This window comes from Rhodococcus indonesiensis, from assembly GCF_047782815.1.
Taxonomy (GTDB): domain Bacteria; phylum Actinomycetota; class Actinomycetes; order Mycobacteriales; family Mycobacteriaceae; genus Rhodococcus; species Rhodococcus indonesiensis.
Map to the genome: position 1 here is coordinate 5276727 of NZ_CP180630.1, position 17825 is coordinate 5294551.

At 70.9% G+C, this 17825-nt stretch carries 16 protein-coding genes; 8 read left to right on the forward strand and 8 right to left on the reverse strand.

Features of this window, described 5'->3' with window-relative positions:
• Positions 1 to 15: 15 nt before the first annotated feature.
• Complete coding sequence (locus tag ACM26Y_RS24305; RefSeq protein WP_010594175.1) at positions 16 to 1161, reverse strand: LLM class flavin-dependent oxidoreductase; 1146 nt, start codon at positions 1159 to 1161, stop codon at positions 16 to 18.
• A 104-nt stretch (positions 1162 to 1265) separates the two neighbouring features.
• Here ACM26Y_RS24305 and ACM26Y_RS24310 point away from each other — a divergent pair, with 104 nt between their 5' ends.
• Positions 1266 to 2093, forward strand: a complete 828-nt coding sequence (locus ACM26Y_RS24310; protein WP_416062178.1) for an esterase/lipase family protein — start codon at positions 1266 to 1268, stop codon at positions 2091 to 2093.
• Between the two features lie 9 nt (positions 2094 to 2102).
• On the opposite strand, the gene ACM26Y_RS24315 is transcribed toward ACM26Y_RS24310, so the two are convergent.
• Entirely contained in the window at positions 2103 to 3086 is a 984-nt protein-coding gene (locus ACM26Y_RS24315) for a DUF389 domain-containing protein (protein WP_029540012.1), read from the reverse strand.
• Positions 3087 to 3527: 441 nt separating this feature from the next.
• Between ACM26Y_RS24315 and ACM26Y_RS24320 the strand changes: the two genes are divergently transcribed.
• Both ACM26Y_RS24320 and ACM26Y_RS24325 read left to right on the forward strand, forming a co-directional pair.
• Positions 3528 to 3971: a hypothetical protein gene (locus ACM26Y_RS24320; RefSeq protein ID WP_289379433.1), complete on the forward strand. Its 444-nt coding sequence runs from the start codon at positions 3528 to 3530 to the stop codon at positions 3969 to 3971.
• 83 nt (positions 3972 to 4054) lie between these two features.
• On the forward strand, positions 4055 to 4507 hold the full coding sequence (locus ACM26Y_RS24325; RefSeq protein WP_289379434.1) for a DUF6069 family protein: 453 nt from the start codon (positions 4055 to 4057) through the stop codon (positions 4505 to 4507).
• Positions 4508 to 4572: 65 nt separating this feature from the next.
• On the opposite strand, the gene ACM26Y_RS24330 is transcribed toward ACM26Y_RS24325, so the two are convergent.
• The 5 genes from ACM26Y_RS24330 to ACM26Y_RS24350 all read right to left on the reverse strand — a co-directional run bounded on the left by ACM26Y_RS24330 (position 4573) and on the right by ACM26Y_RS24350 (position 11244).
• Positions 4573 to 5058 carry a TspO/MBR family protein gene (locus tag ACM26Y_RS24330; protein WP_416062179.1) on the reverse strand — a complete coding sequence of 162 codons (486 nt, stop codon included), beginning with the start codon at positions 5056 to 5058 and terminating at the stop codon, positions 4573 to 4575.
• A gap of 34 nt (positions 5059 to 5092) precedes the next feature.
• Positions 5093 to 5338 carry a hypothetical protein gene (locus ACM26Y_RS24335; RefSeq protein ID WP_152975371.1) on the reverse strand — a complete coding sequence of 82 codons (246 nt, stop codon included), beginning with the start codon at positions 5336 to 5338 and terminating at the stop codon, positions 5093 to 5095.
• 97 nt (positions 5339 to 5435) lie between these two features.
• Positions 5436 to 8015, reverse strand: coding sequence for a cation-translocating P-type ATPase (locus ACM26Y_RS24340; RefSeq protein ID WP_416062180.1), 2580 nt, complete (start codon positions 8013 to 8015; stop codon positions 5436 to 5438).
• Positions 8016 to 8157: 142 nt separating this feature from the next.
• Positions 8158 to 9453: an MFS transporter gene (locus ACM26Y_RS24345; protein ID WP_416062181.1), complete on the reverse strand. Its 1296-nt coding sequence runs from the start codon at positions 9451 to 9453 to the stop codon at positions 8158 to 8160.
• Between the two features lie 123 nt (positions 9454 to 9576).
• The gene (locus ACM26Y_RS24350; RefSeq protein ID WP_416062182.1) at positions 9577 to 11244 is read right to left on the reverse strand and encodes a class I adenylate-forming enzyme family protein; all 1668 of its coding nucleotides are present in this window, start codon (positions 11242 to 11244) and stop codon (positions 9577 to 9579) included.
• A 288-nt stretch (positions 11245 to 11532) separates the two neighbouring features.
• Between ACM26Y_RS24350 and ACM26Y_RS24355 the strand changes: the two genes are divergently transcribed.
• The gene (locus tag ACM26Y_RS24355; RefSeq protein ID WP_416062183.1) at positions 11533 to 13851 is read left to right on the forward strand and encodes an FHA domain-containing protein; all 2319 of its coding nucleotides are present in this window, start codon (positions 11533 to 11535) and stop codon (positions 13849 to 13851) included.
• 16 nt (positions 13852 to 13867) lie between these two features.
• Here ACM26Y_RS24355 and ACM26Y_RS24360 read toward each other — a convergent pair whose 3' ends face one another.
• Positions 13868 to 14446 (reverse strand): hypothetical protein, encoded by a 579-nt coding sequence (locus ACM26Y_RS24360; protein ID WP_416062184.1) that lies wholly within the window; start codon positions 14444 to 14446, stop codon positions 13868 to 13870.
• 154 nt (positions 14447 to 14600) lie between these two features.
• On the opposite strand from ACM26Y_RS24360, the gene ACM26Y_RS24365 reads away from it, so the two are divergent.
• From ACM26Y_RS24365 to ACM26Y_RS24380, 4 genes are all read left to right on the forward strand, one after another.
• Complete coding sequence (locus ACM26Y_RS24365; protein ID WP_416062185.1) at positions 14601 to 15584, forward strand: GlxA family transcriptional regulator; 984 nt, start codon at positions 14601 to 14603, stop codon at positions 15582 to 15584.
• 107 nt (positions 15585 to 15691) lie between these two features.
• Positions 15692 to 17266, forward strand: coding sequence for an FMN-binding glutamate synthase family protein (locus ACM26Y_RS24370; RefSeq protein ID WP_416062186.1), 1575 nt, complete (start codon positions 15692 to 15694; stop codon positions 17264 to 17266).
• Positions 17267 to 17367: 101 nt separating this feature from the next.
• Positions 17368 to 17538: a hypothetical protein gene (locus ACM26Y_RS24375; RefSeq protein ID WP_371382720.1), complete on the forward strand. Its 171-nt coding sequence runs from the start codon at positions 17368 to 17370 to the stop codon at positions 17536 to 17538.
• 25 nt (positions 17539 to 17563) lie between these two features.
• On the forward strand, positions 17564 to 17641 hold the full coding sequence (locus ACM26Y_RS24380; RefSeq protein ID WP_368681482.1) for an Ms4533A family Cys-rich leader peptide: 78 nt from the start codon (positions 17564 to 17566) through the stop codon (positions 17639 to 17641).
• Positions 17642 to 17825: the final 184 nt, after the last annotated feature.

Sequence of the window (17825 nt, forward strand, 5' to 3'; positions counted from 1 at the left end):
CACCGCCGGTTCGGCTCACCGAGTCCCGGCCTCCCCGGCGGCGGACAGGTCGACCTTCGCGGGTATCACGAGCCGGTGCGGAGAGTCTGCGCCCTCGGCGACGAGCGAGGCGTGCGTCGGCGGATCCGACGGCACGTGCGCCGGGCGGCGACGTTCGAATTCGGCGCGCAGCACGGGCACGACGTCCCGGCCGAGGATCTCGATCTGCTCGAGCACCACGTCGAGGGGCAGGCCGGCGTGGTCCATGAGGAACAGCTGCCGCTGGTAGTCGCCCGCATAGTCGGCGAAGCCGAGGGTGCGCTCGATCACCTGCTCGGGGGTGCCGACGGTGAGCGGGGTGGTGGCGGAGAAGTCCTCGAGCGACGGTCCGTGACCGTAGACGGGGGCGTTGTCGAAGTACGGACGGAAGACGCGCTTGGCCTTCTCCTCGGTCTCGGCCATGAACACCTGGCCGCCCAGCCCGACGATCGCCTGGTCGGCGGCACCGTGTCCGTACTGCTCGAACCGGGTGCGGTAGAGGCCGATCATCTGCTGGATGTGTTCGCGGTTCCAGAAGATGTTGTTGTGGAAGAAGCCGTCGCCGTAGAACGCGGCCTGCTCGGCGATCTCCGGCGAGCGGATCGAGCCGTGCCACACGAACGGCGGGGTGTCGTCGAGGGGCCATGGGGTGGAGGTGTAGCCGCGCAGCGGGGTGCGGAACGTGCCTTCCCACTCGAGATCCTTCTCCCGCCAGAGCCGGCGCAGCAGGTGGTAGTTCTCGATCGCGAGCGGAATGCCCTGGCGGATGTCCTTGCCGAACCACGGGTAGACCGGGCCGGTGTTGCCCCGGCCCATCATGAGGTCGACGCGGCCGCCGGACAGGTGCTGCAGCATCGCGAAGTCCTCGGCGATCTTGACCGGATCGTTCGTCGTGATCAGCGTGGTCGCGGTCGAGAGGATCAGTTTCTCGGTCTTCGCCGCGATCCAGCCGAGCATGGTGGTCGGCGACGACGGGACGAAGGGCGGGTTGTGGTGCTCACCGCTCGCAAAGACGTCGAGCCCGACCTCCTCGGCCTTCAGCGCGATCTCCGTCATGGCGACGATCCGCTCGTGCTCGGTGGGGACGCGGCCCGTGGTGGGATCGCGGGTGACGTCGCCGATGGTGAAGATGCCGAACTGCACGGGTGCCTCCGTCTAATCGTTGATTACTCAACTATACGAACGGTGGGGGCTCGCCGGTATTCCCCCTCCGCTCGTTCCGTCCCCCGCCTGCACCTCGACGGTGCATGATCGGCGTCATGATCCGCACACTCGCGGTCGCCGGTCTCCTGGTGCTGGGCAGCAGTGTCGTCGCGAGTCCGCCGGCCTCCGCCGACGAGCCGACGGGACCGTCGCAGAGCACCTTCGGCGCCGCGCTCGCCTACTCGCTCGCGCATCCCGGTGTCGTCCCGGCCGGGACGAACGACTTCGACTGCGTGCCTGTGCCGGAGCACCCCGAGCCGGTGGTACTCGTCCACGGTTTCCTCGAGAACTCCTACGCCAACTGGGCCGGATTGGCACCGGCCCTGAAGACCGAGGGGTACTGCGTGTTCGCGCTCGACTACGGGGCAGCGCCGGGCGAGCCGTTCAAGGCGCGCGAGCCGATCCCGGACGCCGCCGGCGAACTGGCGACGTTCGTCGATACCGTCCTGGCCGAAACCGGGGCGGAGCGGGTGTCCATCGTCGGTCACTCCAAGGGCGGCGCCGTCCCCCGGTGGTACGTGCGGTTCCTCGGCGGGGCGGACAGGACCAGCCGGATCGTCGGGCTGGCGCCGGCGAACTATCCGTCGCTCGGACCGCCGTCCGTCGCGCAGGACGCCGTGCTCGCCGCGCTCAACGCCGGCAGCGACACCGTCGAAGGGGTTTCGTACACGGTCGTCGCCACCAGATACGACCAGGTGATCATCCCCTACACAGCGTCGTTCCTCACCGGACCCGGCGCCCAGAACATCCTGCTGCAGGACGTGTGCCCGGCGAACACCGCCGACCACGTCTCGATCCCCTACGATCCCGTCGCCGAGCAGCTCGTGCTGGCCGCGCTGGACCCGTCCGCAGACCGGCCGATCGTGTGCTGACCACGGCCGCTACCCGCCGGGCAGGCGCCGCGTTCCGCCGATCACAAGCGTGATCTCGACGTCGACGTCGCGCAGACCGGCCTCGTCCAGGGCGTCACGCAGCGTCGCCGGGTCCGCCTCCGGAGGCGGGCCAAGCGCCTCGATCCAGAGCACGGACTGCCGGAATCCGATGTCGGTGATCGCCCAGCCCTGCTCCTGGGCCCACCGCTCGGCGACCGGAGCGACGTCGGCCTTCAGCGTCTCCTGCCGGATCACCCGGGCGCTGGACAGACCCAGCGGCACCGCGACGACCACCACCGCGGCCACCACCGTGAGCAGGCTGAGGCCGCGCAGGTCCCCGACCTCGCGACCGGCGCGCCGCGCCGCCCCGCGCACACCCGAGAACAGGAAGACCAGCGTGCCGGTGGCGACGATCGCCGCGACGTTCGTGGCGAACAGCAACAGCGCCCCACCGGCCTGCCGCGGCGCGTCGGACTCGAGGGTCAGGCCTACCACCGCGAGCGGCGGCACCAGCGAGATGGCGATCGCCACCCCGGGCAGGGCGTCGGACACATCGCGCCGCACCAATGCGAACGCCCCGACCGCGCCCGTGGCCAGGGCCGCGACGAGGTCGATCAGCCGCGGTGCGACCCGGCCTGCCACCTGGCTGTTGTTCTCGGCGAGCACATCCAGAGGGTCGAGCAGGCCCACCGCGTATCCGGTCGCCACCACCGCGGCCGCTCCCGCCGCGACGAGCAACGCGGAGGCGACCAGATTGCGATGGTCGTTGAGCACCACCGCCAGGGCCGTCCCGACGATCGGCGTCATCAACGGAGCGACGATCATGGCGCCGATGACGGTGGCGGTGGAGTCCGCGACGACGCCCGCCGAGGCAATGACCGAGGCCAGCACGAGCAGGGTCCAGAACGTCGCGCGCCGCGACCGTGGCCGGGCGTCCTCGGACAGGAACAGCGTCGCGGTCATCCGCTCGATGTCCTCGGTGGTGAGTCTCACGGAAGCCTCCCGGGTGCGTCGTGTCGCGAGTGCATCACAGCAGACGCCGGGCGCCCGCGCGATCGGGACACCGGTCCCTTCCGTCCGGGACACCGGTCGCGACACGATGTCCCGCACCGGACGGAGGAGGACGCACGCGGTGACGACGGACGAGGCGGTGACGACGGACAAGGCGGCGACACGACCCTCGACGCTGATCGCTGCCCTCCCGCACCGCTACCGCGCCGTGCTGCACCTGCGCATCGCGTGTGGCCTGTCGATCACCGACACGGCTCGTGCCCTGAACACCGATGCCGCCTCCGTCCGGCTCGCTCAGCACCACGCCCTGAACCTGCTCCGGCACCAGCTCGGGCACTCCCGGAACATGTCGGACCCCCGGCGCACACTGATCACAGAACCGGGGACCACCTCGCCCGGACGTACCGAGGAGGAGCGAGTGTCATGGACACGGGGTGTGGGGCCTTCTTCAGCTGGACCTCACGACGGGTGACGTTGCCGCGCTGCCTGCGTGCCGTCGCGGCGGGAACGCAGCAGTCCGGGCTGACTCTCGATCGGCGGCTCGCCTCGGACACCGTCCGCGGCCGCCTGCTGGCCTATCACGATGCCGACGACGACGCCGACTACGTTGCCCTGCTCATCGGCGACGTGGCCGGATCGGACGACGTGCCCGTTCGGATCGTCGACGAGGAACGGCTCCTGATGGAAGGTGCGCGCAGCACCGAGCCGGCGGAGATTCTCGTGGGCACCTCCGACGACCGCGACCCGGACGCCGAGTGGCGCGAACTCGACCGGCAGCTGTGCCTGGGCGGCCCGGTGCGTTCCATGCTCGCGCATTCCGGTGCGCGCTCGGTCACCGTGGACTGGTGCGCGGTGGCGGCCGCGTAACTCGTGCAGAAAGGCTTGACCTCGAGTCGACTCGAGGTTGAACGATGGGCGACGTCAGTTCATCGGCCCTTCCGGAGGACATCATGAGTGTTGTCAAGCCCCTCGATCACACCGCCACGGCGACCCTGCCCGCCTTCTCGCTGAGTCGTCCGACGGCGGTGCTCGTCCCGGTCGTCGTGGCACTCGTCGTCAACGTCGCGCTGTGGCTCGTCGGTCTCGCCGCCGGCGGCACGTTCGAGCTCACCAACGGCGACACCGTCGAAAGCGCCGCCCCGGGTGGCGTTCTCGTCATGACCGTCGTCCCACTCACCGTGGGCCTGGGTCTCGCGGCGTTGCTCAGCTTGCGCTGGTTCGGCATCATCCGCGTCGCCGAGGTGGTCGGCGCGGTGGCCGCGCTCGGCACCATCGCGTCGACGATCGTCGCCGATTTCGACGCGCCGAGCACGATCACCCTGTCACTGATGCACGTGGTGATCGCGATCGTCGTCGTCGCAGGGCTCGAGGCGATGCGCAATCGCATTGCAGCCCAGCGGTAACCACCGGGCGACGCATCCGTCCCGGAGGTCCCGGTTCGAGGGATCTCCGGGACGTCGCCGCCCGGTCAGTTGAGCCGCGCGATCCTGCCACTGAGAACCGTGGCGAACGCGCACCACACCGCGTAGGGGCCGAGCGCGGCCCCCGCCGCCGGCTTCGCGAGCGCGGCGCGGCGCGCCAGGTCGGCGCTGCTCACCGCGAGCGCGCCGGCGACCACCGTCGCCGGAACGAGCCGGTGCGCCTTGAAGAACACCCACGACCAGGACGCGTTGAGCATGAGGTTCGCTGCGAGGGCCGCCCGGTAGTAGGTGGCTTCGTCGACCCGCGCCTCCGATTCGAGTTCGTCGATCGCCACCGCGGAACTCACCGCGATGTCGGCGTACAGCGCCGTCCACACGACGGGGAAGACCGCGCTCGGCGGCTGGAACGACGGCTTGCGCAGCCGCCGGTACCAGCGCGTGTCCACGTCTCGCGAGGCAATCGATCCAGCCACTGCTGTCGCAGCGGTCGCCGCGGTCGTTCCGAGCAACGTGCGGCCGAACATGCTCGACATACCTGCTCTCCTTCTCTCGCCGCCGGCGAGGTCGTCACATCGCGTGGTCGGGGATCTGGGGGAAGGGCCGCTCCGGATGCGGAGGCGAGGGCTCGGGATCCGGTTCGGGCGGGAACGGCGGTTGCGGCTCCGGTGGAGTCGGCACCGGATTCGGTTCCGGCGGGAACGGGGACGGCGGCGGGGGCGTCGGCGGGATCGGCGGGGCCGGCTCGGGCGAGCCCGGCTCGGTATCCGGGTCCGGTGTGGTCAGGTCCGGTGTAGTCAGGCAGGGGGTGGTCATGGCCGGTCCCTTCCGATCATCGACGAACGGTGTTCCGGGCATACCCGGAGCCGCGGCCCCGCAATCCCCCGGTGCGGCGATGACAGACGCACCGCACTCACCGGCGGCCACGGACCGCCTTGTACACGAAGTCTGCAACAAGGACCGCGGGGATGCCCAGCAGCGCGACGCCCAGAGCCTCCAACGGGGGGACTGCATGGCCCAGCACGTCGGCGACCGGGACGACTCCCAGGAAGACGACGAGGGCGACGAGCTCGACGAGAACGGCCCACAGCAGCAACCGGTTCGAGCCCCACCCGAGTTGCCACGGCGGCCGGGTCGCGCTGCGGCAGGCGAACGCGGTACCCACCTGTCCCAGGACGACCGCGGCGAACGCGGCACCGGAGGCAGCGAGAAGTGCCGTCCCGGTGGGAAATTCGCCACCTGGGCGCCAGCCCGCGACGAGCAGCGCGACTAGGAACGCACTCATCTCGACGATCGCTTCGGTCGGGCCGAGCACCCCGAACACCCGGACCAGCAGGGTCCGGTCGACGAGGTGCCGGCGCTCCGGTGGCCGCTTCAGCGTGTTCCGGCTCGGCGGTTCGCCGCCGAGGGCCAGCGCCGGCAACAGATCGGTGCCGATGTCGATGCACAGGATCTGCAGCACCCCCAGGGCGAGCGGGAACTGCCCGCCCGACAGCCCCCACAGCGCGAACGGCGTCAGTTCCGCGACGTTGGAGGTCAGGTGGTAACTGAGGAAGCGGCGGATGTTGGCATAGGTGGCCCGGCCCTGTTCGACCGCGGTGAGGATGGTTGCGAAGTCGTCGTCGAGCAGCACCAGGTCCGCGGCCTCGCGGGCGACGTCGGTGCCGCTCTCTCCCATCGCCACCCCGATGTCGGCCTGCCGCAGGGCCGGCCCGTCGTTGACGCCGTCGCCGGTCATCGCGACGACGTGCCCGCGGTCCTGCAGGGCCTTCGCGACGCGCAACTTCTGCTCCGGGGAGACCCGGCTGATCACGACGCCGTCGCGATCGAGGAGGGCACCGAGCAGCTGATCGTCGTCCGGCAGATCCTTGCCCTGCACCACCTTGCCCTCAGGCCCGAGCAGACCGATCTCGCGGGCGATGGCGCGGGCCGTCTCCGGGTGGTCACCGGTGAGCATCGCGACCTTGATGCCGGCGCCGCGGGCGGCCCGCAGCGCGGCCGGGACGGCGATCCGCGGGGGATCCTCCATGCCCAGCAGGCCCAGGAGTTCGAGGTCGCGTTCGGCGAGATCGGGGTCGGTGACCGCGCCGGGGTCGGTCAGGGTCCGGCGGGCGACGGCGAGCACCCGCAGTCCCCGCGACGCCATGTCCGCGAGCGCTTCCTCCGCGCGGTCGATCAGCTCACCCGTCTCGGCGCAGCGGGGGAGCACCGCGTCGGGTGCGCCCTTGAGGAGCAGTCGCCCGTCCACGATCACCGATTCCCGGCGGCGTCGGGGGTCGAACACGAACCGGCGGGTGACCGGTCCCGGCTGCACGTCGGGGCCGGCGAGACGAGCCGCGAACGCGGCGATCGCGGCCTCCATCGGGTCACCCACCGCCCGCCACTCGTCGTCGAGGGTGATTCCGCCCTTCGACGCGGCGGCACCGGCGAGACCCGCGGTCGCGGCGGCCGCCACCGCGGGCTCCGGGCCGGTCACCTCGCCGGTGGGCGCATACCCCTCCCCGCGCACCGTGACCGTCCCGGCCGGGGTCCAGGCCTCGACGACGTTCATCCGGTTCTGGGTGAGCGTGCCGGTCTTGTCGGTGCAGACGAACGTCGTCGCACCGAGGGTCTCGACGGCCTCGAGGTTGCGCACCAGCGCGTTGTCCTTCGCCATGCGCTGCGCCCCCATCGCCAGCGACAGCGTCACCGTGGGCAGCAGTCCCTCGGGCACCAGAGCGACGGTGATTCCCACCGCGAAGAGGAAGGCGTCCCGCCAGGAGATCCCTACCAAGAGCGACACGGCGAAGAACACCGTACCGACGCCGACGGAACCGAAGGCGAGCGTGCGAACGATCCGCTGGATCTCCAGATCGAGCGGACCGGGTGGGCGCCGCACCGAGGTGGTCAGGGCGGCGATGCCGGCGAGGCGGGTGTGCGCACCCATCGCGGTCACGACGCCCTCGGATTCGCCCTCGGCGACGAACGTGCCCGCGAACACGACCGCGCCGGCTTCGTGGAGTACCGGTTCGCTCTCCCCGGTGAGGGTGGATTCGTCGAACGTGCAGCGGCCCGCGACCACGAGGGTCAGATCGGCCGGGACGCGGTCACCGCCGGTGAGCACGACGACGTCGCCGACCACCAGGTCGCGGGCGTCGACCGTGCGCAGCGCCCCGTCCCGGCGCACCACGATGGTGGTGGGCAACAGCTCGCCGAGACGTTCGGCGGCCTTCTCCGCGCGTTCCTGCTGGACGAAGGCGAAGATGCCGTTGACGACGATCACCACGATCACGGCGATGCCCAGCTCCGGCATGCCCGCGACGAACGCGAGCGCCGAGGCGAACCACAACAGCAGCGCGAAGAAGTGCGTCAGCTGCGCGACCAGCCTGCGCCACCACGGCACCCGTCGCGCGGCGGGGAGCTGGTTCGGGCCGTCGCGGGTCAGCCGCGCGGCGGCCTCGCCACCGGTGAGGCCGTCGCCGGGGAGCACCTGCGGACCGGGATGTGCCTGCACGCCGCCTCCTCGCCCACCCGGATGCGTCACCGCAACCGGGTCGGCCCCGTCGCGGCAGGCCCAGCGTATCGACAGGGAGGCGGTCGCGGACGCGACTGCGCCCCACCGGCACGACGGCCGGTGGGGCGCAGTGGACGAGCCGTCAGGCGTGCTCGAGGCGGATGCCCTTGGTCTCCCTCATGAAGATGCAGGCAACTCCGGTCAGCACGCACAGAACCATGATGTACACGCTGAACGCCCACCCGATACCCCGGCCGATCAGCAGCTGGTTCAGGTACGGGGCGGTGCCGCCGAACACCGCGACCGAGAACGAGTACGCGAAGCCGATCGCCTGGGTCCGCAGCCGGGTGGGGAAGCTCTCCGACAGCGTCGCCGACAGCACCGACGCGGGAACGGACACCACGAGCAGCGCGACCGTCGTCGCGACGAGCAGGGTCCATCCGGCCGAGGAGATCATCATCGTCAGCGGCAGCTGCAGCACGAGCATCAGGCCGGCGAACGCGAACAGCATGGGACGGCGGCCGATCCGGTCCGACAGCATGCCCCAGAAGGGCAGGGAGATCAGCGCGATCGACTGGGCGATCACCGACATCCAGTAGGCCACGTCGGGATCCATGCCCTGCTGGGTGATGGCGTAGGTGGAGACGTACGACGTCCAGGTGTAGTGCGCGGCGGTGATGCCGGAGGTCATGCCGATCATGAGCAGGATCGCGCGGACGACGGTCTTGCGCGGAATACGCGGCTGGTCGTCCTGCTGGGCGTCGAACACGTCGCTCTCGTCCATGCTGCGGCGCAGGTACAGGGCGACCAGCGCCAGGCAGGCGCCGATGAGGAACGGGATACGCCAACCCCATTCGGCGACAGCGCTTTCGGAGAGCGACGAGGTGACCACGCCGCCGATGCTGTAGGCGAGGACCGAGCCGCCGAAGATCGCGATGAAGGCGACGCTGCCCCACATGCCGCGACGATGCGGCGGGGCGATCTCGCCGACGTACGAGTAGGCGGTGGCCGATTCACCACCGTGGGCGAAGCCCTGCATGATCCGCGCGGCGAGCAGGATCAGCGACGCCCAGGCACCGATGGACTCGTAGGTGGGCATGATGCCGATGACGAGGCTGCCCGCCGCCATCATGAGCATCGTGGTGACGAGGACGAACTTGCGGCCCCGCCGGTCGGCGATGCGGCCGAACACGATGCCACCGAGGGGACGCATGAGGAAGCCGACGGCGAAGACCGCGAGCGTCGACAGCAGCGCGGAGATCGGATCGGAGTTGTTGAACATCACCGCGGCGATGAACGGGGCGAAGACCGCGTAGGCGCTCCACTCGTACCACTCGAGTACGTTGCCGACCGCGCTGGCGAACAGCGATTTCTTTTTCGAGGCCAGGGTGGGCGCGGTGTCGACCGCATCCCGGGGGTTCCGGACGTCGGTGTTCACGTCGTGTCTCTTTTCGTTCGCGGGAGCAGTGGCCGAATGTCACATCGGGTCGATGTGACCGAACCCGTGTGACATTCGGTCGGTAGGAGGTCGGTAGGAGGGGGTCGGGCCAGGGGCGGATCGTCAGGTGGTCGGGGTGGGGATCGTGCGGTCGCGCAGGTCGCTGCGCCGGATCTTGCCGGTCTGGGTCTTGGGGAGGTTCTCGACGATGTGGACCCGCCGGGGCCGCTTGTAGGCGGCGAGGCGGTCGCGGACGAAGTCCACGAGTTCGCCCTCGGTGGCGTGGGCGTCGCGTTCGAGCGACACGAACGCCACCACGGATTCGCCCTGGTAGTCGTCGGGCTGACCGACGACGGCGGCCTCGTGCACGGCGGGGTGCTCGTAGAGGGCGTCCTCGACCTCGCGCGGCCACACCTTGTAGCCGGAGACGTTGATCTGGTCCTTCAGCCGGTCCACCAGATAGACCCAGCCGTGCCGATCGATGATCGCGCCGTCGCCGGTGCGCAGCCGTCCGCCGGGCAGGGTGGAGGCGGATGCCTCGGGCTTGCGCCAGTACCCCGAGATCACCTGCGGGCCGGCCAGTTCCAGCTCCCCCTGCGTGCCGGGTTCGACGACGGCACCGTCCGCGTCGACGACGCGCGCATCGATCAGGGGCAGCGGGACGCCGATCGCGAGGGTGCCGCTGGCGGGGTCCACGGGTGCCCGCCGTCCGGGGGGCACCGCGATGACGCCGGAGGAGGTCTCGGTCATGCCGTACGCGTTGTGGATGTACTTGCCGAACTTCGCTTCGAACTTCTCCACGGTCGCGGGCGGGATCGGTGCGCCGCCGGAGTAGAGGGTCTTGACCGACGCGAAGTGGCGGGCGTCGGCGCCGGGGGTTTCGTACAGGGCGTTGAACACCGTGATCGAGCCGATCGTGAACGTGACCTTGTGCTCGACGAGGGCCTCGAGCGCGACCTCGGCATTGAAGCGGTTGGCGAAGACCAGGGTGGTTCGGTGCACCAGCGCCAGCGTGGCGTTGATGACGGCGCCGGTGATGTGGAACAGGGGGGCGACGGCGAACACCACGTCGCCGTCGGTGAGGCCGACGAAGGAGCCGAAGGTGGTGGCCACGGCCAGCACATTGGCGTGGGAGTTCATCGCGCCCTTCGGCGGTCCGGTGGTTCCCGAGGTGTAGGCGAGCAACGCGACGTCGTCGCCGGTGATCTCGACGGGCGACGGCCGCCGGCCCCGGTACTGCTCGATCAGCTCGACGAGGTCGCCGTCGGGCGCGGCCACGGCACGGTCCGTCGTCGGGAAGACCCGCGCGTCGTCGCGGCTCTGGAAGTCCAGGTCGCTGGTGCTGACGATCCAGCGCACCGAGCTGTCGCGCACGGTGTCCGCGGTCTCCGCGACGGCGGTGTCGGCGCACACCATGCCGACGATCTCGGCGTCGTCGACGAGGCGGCGCAGCTCGGCTCTGCGGTACATGGGGTTGAGCACGAGCGCCGCGGCGCCGAGTTTCCACAACGCGAGCAGGGTCAGCGCGTACTGGGGGACGTTCTGCAGGTAGATGCCCACGCGGTCGCCGCGCTGCACCCCTCGGGCAGCGAAGGCGACGGCGAGAGCGTCGGAGAGCTCGTCGGTCTCGCGGGCGGTCAGCACACCGTCGAAGTAGGCGATGGCCTTGCCGTCGGGATCGGCGTCCACACGGGCGCGCCACGCGTCCACCAGGGAGACGAACGGCACCACCGGCTCGGGGGCGAGTCCGTTCGGGTAGAGCGCGGTCCAGGGGCGCATCTCGGACGTCACGACGCAGTTCCTTCCACTCGACTGCGGGGCCTTCCACCACCACGACCGATCGCTCGGTCGGTAAGCGGTCTGTCAGTAGTGTCCTGGGCCACACAACCGCATGTCAAATCGGACAGGCCACACCCGTCGCGGCCGCAGCCGCGCCCTGGCCTGGGCATTCCCGGAGTGGGAGAATCGGAGGTCGAACGACCACCGGCGCGCGACGCGACGAGCGGTCGGAAATCGTCGGTGGGCGGTCGAGAACCGCACGTCGGTGCGAGCGGACACGGCTGACGGAAGGCCGAGACGATGGACGACGTGGACACCCGGCACGCGCAGGTCCTGCTCGAATGGGACGGCGGCCGCGCCGGCTACGACCCCGGAACGACAGTGCGCATCGGCCGGGACCGATCGATGGACGTCACGCTCGAGCACCCCGTGGTCTCCCGCGAACACGCGCTCTTGCAGTGGGAGGACGGCTGGTATCTCGTCGACTCCGGCAGCAAGAACGGGCTCTTCGTCGACGGCCGCCGGGTCGAGCGGATCCGCGTCACCGGAACTGTCGTCGCCCGGATCGGCGACCGCGCCGAGGGACCGGACGTCCGGATCTCCGTCGCCGAACCCGAGGCGACCCGTGAACGCAGAGGGGGCCTGCTCGACCAGCTGACCGCGGTCCGGGCCGGCGAGACCCGCGGCGCGCGACGCCGGCCCCGGCGCGCGCCCCGCACCGGCGACGTGTCGATCGGCCGGGCCGCCGACAATGCCATCGTCGTCGACGACGTCCTGGCCTCCCGCCATCACGCGGCCCTGCGCACCGGGCCGACCGGTCTCGAGATCGAGGACCTCGGCAGCGTCAACGGCACGTTCGTCGCCGGCACCCGGATCGACCACGCAGTCCTCGCCGAGGGCGACGTCGTGACGATCGGCAACACCGACCTCGTCGTCCACGACGGCACCCTCGTCCCGCGGGAGAAGACGGCGGCTGCCACCACCGACGGCCTGCGCGTGCGCGCCGTCGGGCTGACCATCGACGGGAGCCGGCGCCTGCTGCACGACGTCACCCTGGCCGCGCCGCCCGGCACGCTCACCGCCGTCATCGGCCCCTCCGGCGCCGGCAAGTCCACCGTGGCCAAGATCGTCTCCGGCACCGGCAGCCCCACCGATGGGGTCGTGGAGTTCGACGGCCACAGCGTGCACGCCGAATACCAGGCGCTGCGCTCCCGGATCGGCCTCGTTCCCCAGGACGACGTGCTTCACCGGCAGCTCACCGTCTGTGAGGCCCTCGGCTACGCCGCCGAACTACGGCTGCCACCGGACACCACCCGTGCCGACCGCGACGAGGTGATCGCCCGGGTACTCGGCGAACTCCAGCTCACCGAGCACGCCGGCACCCGGGTCGACCGCCTCTCGGGCGGGCAGCGCAAACGCGCGTCGGTCGCCCTCGAACTGCTCACCGGACCGTCGCTGCTGATCCTCGACGAACCCACCTCCGGCCTCGACCCGGCGCTCGACCGGCAGATCATGACCACGCTGCGCCGCCTCGCCGACTCCGGCCGGGTCGTCCTCGTCATCACCCACTCGCTGTCCTACCTCGAACTGTGTGATCAGGTGCTGCTGCTCGCGCCCGGGGGAAAGACCGCCTATGTCGGGCCGCCCGGCGAGGTGGGACCCGCGCTGGGCAGCTCCGACTGGGCGGAGATCTTCGCCCGCGTCGCCGCCGAACCCGATGCGGTGTACGCCGAGCACCTCGCCCGCAGTGCGACCGTCGACCACCCACCCGCCGCCGCGCCCGGCCCGCTGGGCCGGCCCGCCCACACCTCCCGTCGCCGGCAGCTGAGCACCGTCGCGCGGCGGCAGATGCGGCTGATCCGCGCGGACCGCGGCTACCTGATCTTCCTGTCGTTGCTGCCGTTCATCCTCGGCGGGCTGTCGATCCTGGTGCCGGGTAGCGACGGATTCGGTCCGCCCAGCCCGGGCGCCGAACCCGGCGAACTGGCGTTCATCCTCATCCTGCTGATCCTCGGGGCCTGTTTCATGGGCTCCTCGCTCACCGTCCGGGACCTCGTCGGCGAACGGATGATCTACCACCGCGAACGCGCCGCCGGGCTCGCACCGTCGGCGTACCTGATCGCGAAGATCGTGGTGTTCTGCGCCGCCGCGATCGTGCAGTCGTTCGTGCTCGTCCTCGTCGTCCTGATCGGCAAGGGCAGCCCCGGCACCGGAAGCGTGATCCCTTCCGGCAGTGTCGAACTCGTCGTCGACATCGCCCTGACCACATGTGCGTGCGTGGTGGTCGGCCTGGCCCTGTCGGCCGTCGCCCGGTCCGGCGAACAGGTGATGCCGCTGCTCGTCGTGACGGTCATGGTGCAGCTCGTGCTCAGCGGCGGCCTGATCCCCATCACCGGGCGTGCCGTGCTCGCCCAGCTGTCGTGGCTGTCGCCGTCGCGGTGGGGCTACGCCGCGACCGCCTCGACCACCGACCTGCGTGCCAAGGACCCGACCGCCGAGGCCGACGTGCTGTGGCAGCACGCGACGTCGTGGTGGCTGCTCTCGGCCGGGATGCTGCTCCTCCTCGGGATCGTCTACGCGACGTTCACCTACACGCGGCTGCGGCTGCGCGCCCGGTGAGCGCAGTGCCGGTGCGTCACACGAGGACCAGCGCGGCGGCGACCGCAAAATCGAGCACGGCACAGAATTCGGCGAAGGACCGGTCCACCGTGCTCCGCAACCGATGGTGGACGAGATCCCACACGCCGTGCAGGAACCATCCCGCCGCGACGAGGTACCGGGCGAGATCCGGATCGACCGCTAGCGCCACCAGACCGAGCGCCCCGAACGCGGCCATGCCGGCCACCTGGACGAGGAACCGGCGATCGCGCAGCCGTCCGCGCACCGCACCCACGACGACCACGACCGCTGCCGCGGCGCCGATCAGCGCCGTCGACGGCACCACGTCCAGCGCCCGCAGCACGAACCACGCCGCGTAGGAGACCAGGAACACCACCCACACCGCACGCGGCCGGCCCAGCACGGCCGTCACGAGATACAGGAACGGCAGCAGCATCATCATCTCGGTGAGCACGTCGACGCTCGCCTCGGCGGGCGTGCCGAACAGCGCGAACGCCAGCGCCGCCACCGTCGGCCAGCGCTGCAGGAGCAGGGCCGGGCCGGCGGAGCGGCGCGGTGCGGGGTGGGCCGTGGTGACGATCGTCGTCGAATCCATGTCATCTCCCGGGAGCAGTGGTGAGCGGATCCCTCCACGATCGGCGGCCGGATCCGGCCGGACGAGGCCCGATCTCGGACAGGTCCGGAAATTTGGGATCCCTGTCCGCCGGACACACCGCGATCGGCCCGTTCCGGGGGTTACGGTCGACGGTGTGGACGAACGACTCGTGGTGGTCGTCGGCTACGACGGGGCGGAGTTGCTCGACATCGCCTGCGTGACGACGACGTTCGCGGCGGCGAACCGGTTCGGTGCCGCCCCGCCGTACCGCGTCGAGCTGGCCAGCCCCGGCGGGGCCGCGATCACCTGCGACACCGGACTGGTGCTGGCCGGGCAGCGACGGCTCGAACGACTCGTCGGAGCACTCGACACCCTCGTGGTCTCCGGCGGCTTCGGGCACGTCGACGTGGCCGACGACGCCCGGTTCGTCGGCCACGTGCGCCGCCTGGCGCGGGACAGCCGCCGGGTGGCGTCCGTGTGCACGGGCGCCTCCGTCCTCGCGGCCGCGGGCCTGCTCGACGGCCGCCGCGCCACCACCCACTGGGCGTTCGCCGCTCACCTCGCCGCGCGATACCCGCAGGTGCAGGTGGATCCGACACCCATCTTCGTGCGCGACGGCCACGTCGCGACCGCCGCCGGGGTGACCAGCGCCCTGGACCTCACCCTCGCGTTCGTCGAGGAGGACCACGGCCCCGACCTCGCCCGCCACGTCTCCCGCGCCCTGGTCACCTACCTGCAGCGACCGGGAAACCAGGCCCAGATGAGCCTGTTCACCACGGTGCCCGAACCGGAGGACCGCGGCATGCGGCGCCTCGTCGACCACATCACCACCCACCTCGGCGGCGACCTGTCGGCCGCGGCGCTCGCCGCACGGGCCGGGATGAGCGAGCGGCATCTCACCCGGGTGTTCCTGCACCACGTGCACGACACCCCGGCCCGCTACGTCCGCCGGGTCCGGCTCGAGGCCGCCGCGGTCCTGCTCACCACCACGTCGCTGCCGGTCACGGCGATCGCGGCCCGCTGCGGATTCGGCACCACCGAGACGCTGCGGCAGGCGTTCACCCGGCGCTACGGGGCGTCACCGGCGGCATTCCGCGCCGGTCACTCCCGCACTGCCGCCCGGCACACCGTCGGCTGAACGGGCCCCGGGACCCTGATGCACCTCCGCCGGGCACTCGTCGCTGCGCCCACGAAGCCGGCTCGCGAAGGTCGGCAGGCCTGGCGGCAGCGTCGTACGGTGGCCTCATGAAGTGGTCGAAAGCCCTCGGACTTCCCGCCGCGGCGATGGCCGCGGTCGCCTCGTACGACCTGCTGCAGCGACGCCACGCGCTGCTGCGCAACTTCCCCGTCGTCGGGCACGGCCGCTACCTGCTCGAAGCGGTCGGTCCCGAGTTGCGGCAGTACATCACCACTGGAAACGACGAGGAGCGTCCCTTCACGCGCGATCAGCGCCGCTGGGTGTACACGTCGTCGAAGCTCGTGAACAACACCTTCGGTTTCGGCACCGACAACGACGTCGAATACACCGACGGTTACACGATCATCAAACACCGCACGTTCTCCGAGACCCCGCCGTCGGCGGCGCCGCACGCCGGGGAGGAGCTGCAGATCCCGTCGGCGAAGATCCTTGGCGGCGCCCGCGGACGAGCGAAGGCGTTCCGGCCGCAGTCGATCGTCAACGTCTCGGCCATGAGCTTCGGCTCGCTGAGCGGGGCCGCCGTCACGGCCCTCAACCGCGGCGCCGCCGCCAGCGGGTGCCTGCACAACACCGGCGAGGGCGGCCTGTCGCGCTACCACCGCAACGGGGCAGACCTGATCTTCCAGATCGGCACCGCGTACTTCGGTTGCCGCGACGCGGAGGGCCGGTTCGACCTGGCCCGGCTGAAGGCCGTCGTCGAGTCGGCACCGGTGCGGGCGATCGAGATCAAACTGAGCCAGGGCGCCAAGCCGGGCCTCGGCGGCCTGCTGCCCGGGGCGAAGGTGACGCCCGAGATCGCCGAGATCCGCGGCATCCCGGAGGGTCGCGACTGTGTCAGCCCGTCGCGGCACGCCACGTTCCACGACGTCGACAGCATGCTCGACTGGATCGAGCTGCTCGCCCACGAGACCGGGCTGCCGGTCGGCATCAAGTCGGCGGTCGGCGACATGGTGTTCTGGCAGCACCTCGTCGACGCGATGTGCAACTCCGACCGTGGCGTCGACTTCGTGACGATCGACGGCGGCGAGGGCGGCACGGGTGCGGCGCCGCTCGTGTTCACCGACGCTGTCTCGCTGCCCTTCCGCAGCGGCTTCGCCCGGGTCTACAAGCTGTTCGCGGAGGCCGGTCTCAGCGACGACGTGACGTTCATCGGCGCCGGCAAGCTCGGACTGCCCGACAACGCGGTGGTGGCGATGGCCCTCGGCTGCGACATGGTCAACATCGCGCGGGAGCCGATGCTCGCGATCGGCTGCATCCAGGCCCAGAAGTGCCACACCGACCGGTGCCCGACGGGCGTCGCCACCCAGAACCCGTGGCTGGAGCGGGGACTCGACGTCGAGCTGAAGTCGGTGCGCGCCGCCAACTACATCCGGGCGCTGCGCCGGGACATGTTCAAGCTGGCCGAGGCCTGCGGCGTCGCGCATCCCGGTCTCATCACCCCGACCGACATCGAGGTGGCGGACGGCAACCGTCGCGCGATCACCCTCGCGGAGATGTACGGCTACCAGCCCGGCTGGGGTCTGCCCGGCGGGTCGGACCGGGAGGAGATCACGCGGCTGATGCTCGGGGTCGCCGCGGCCGAGGGCGGCGAGGGCTCCCCGGGCGCGCGGACGACGCCCTGACACCGGCACTGTCCAGATTCCGGACAGTTCGGGACGCCGACCCCACTTCACGCTGGAGCACGACCACTCGCGACCCCATCGAACCCGCCGGGAGGCAGATCGTGATCGACAAGATGTACGCCACCGTGCTCACCGTCGGCGGTGTCGTGTTCGCCGGCTGCCTGCTCCTCGGCGAGGCCGTGGACGCGGTGGGCGGCGGGAGCAGCGGTCGCGTCATCGGACTGCGCGCGCTTCCGGACGACACAGTCGGACAGGCCGAGCGCCTCTGCTAGAGTCTGCCGCGTGTCCGCTACCGCCGTGCCTCGCGTCCGCCATGAACTGGCGCTGATCGCTGTCGGCGTGCGCGCGGTCGCCGACGTCGACTGTCGTCGCTGACTCCCGTCACCAACCCTTGCGGCATCGTTGCCGCCCCCGGTTGCCGAGGAGTCGCGTCGCCCCGTCCGGCGTGACATTCGTCGGTCCGACTCGTTCGGGTCCACGTCTCCACCACATTCGTCCGTCCTGCGGAGCGTCTCCTCGAACCGGTGTGTCCGGCCCTCCCCCGGTCTCGCACAGAGAC

Coding starts and splice junctions, on each gene's coding strand:
- ACM26Y_RS24310 (WP_416062178.1), top strand. CDS start 1,266: ATGATCGGCGTCATGATCCGCACACTCGCGGTCGCCGGTCTCCTGGTG.
- ACM26Y_RS24320 (WP_289379433.1), top strand. CDS start 3,528: ATGGACACGGGGTGTGGGGCCTTCTTCAGCTGGACCTCACGACGGGTG.
- ACM26Y_RS24325 (WP_289379434.1), top strand. CDS start 4,055: ATGAGTGTTGTCAAGCCCCTCGATCACACCGCCACGGCGACCCTGCCC.
- ACM26Y_RS24330 (WP_416062179.1), bottom strand. CDS start 5,058: ATGTCGAGCATGTTCGGCCGCACGTTGCTCGGAACGACCGCGGCGACC.
- ACM26Y_RS24335 (WP_152975371.1), bottom strand. CDS start 5,338: ATGACCACCCCCTGCCTGACTACACCGGACCTGACCACACCGGACCCG.
- ACM26Y_RS24355 (WP_416062183.1), top strand. CDS start 11,533: ATGGACGACGTGGACACCCGGCACGCGCAGGTCCTGCTCGAATGGGAC.
- ACM26Y_RS24360 (WP_416062184.1), bottom strand. CDS start 14,446: ATGGATTCGACGACGATCGTCACCACGGCCCACCCCGCACCGCGCCGC.
- ACM26Y_RS24370 (WP_416062186.1), top strand. CDS start 15,692: ATGAAGTGGTCGAAAGCCCTCGGACTTCCCGCCGCGGCGATGGCCGCG.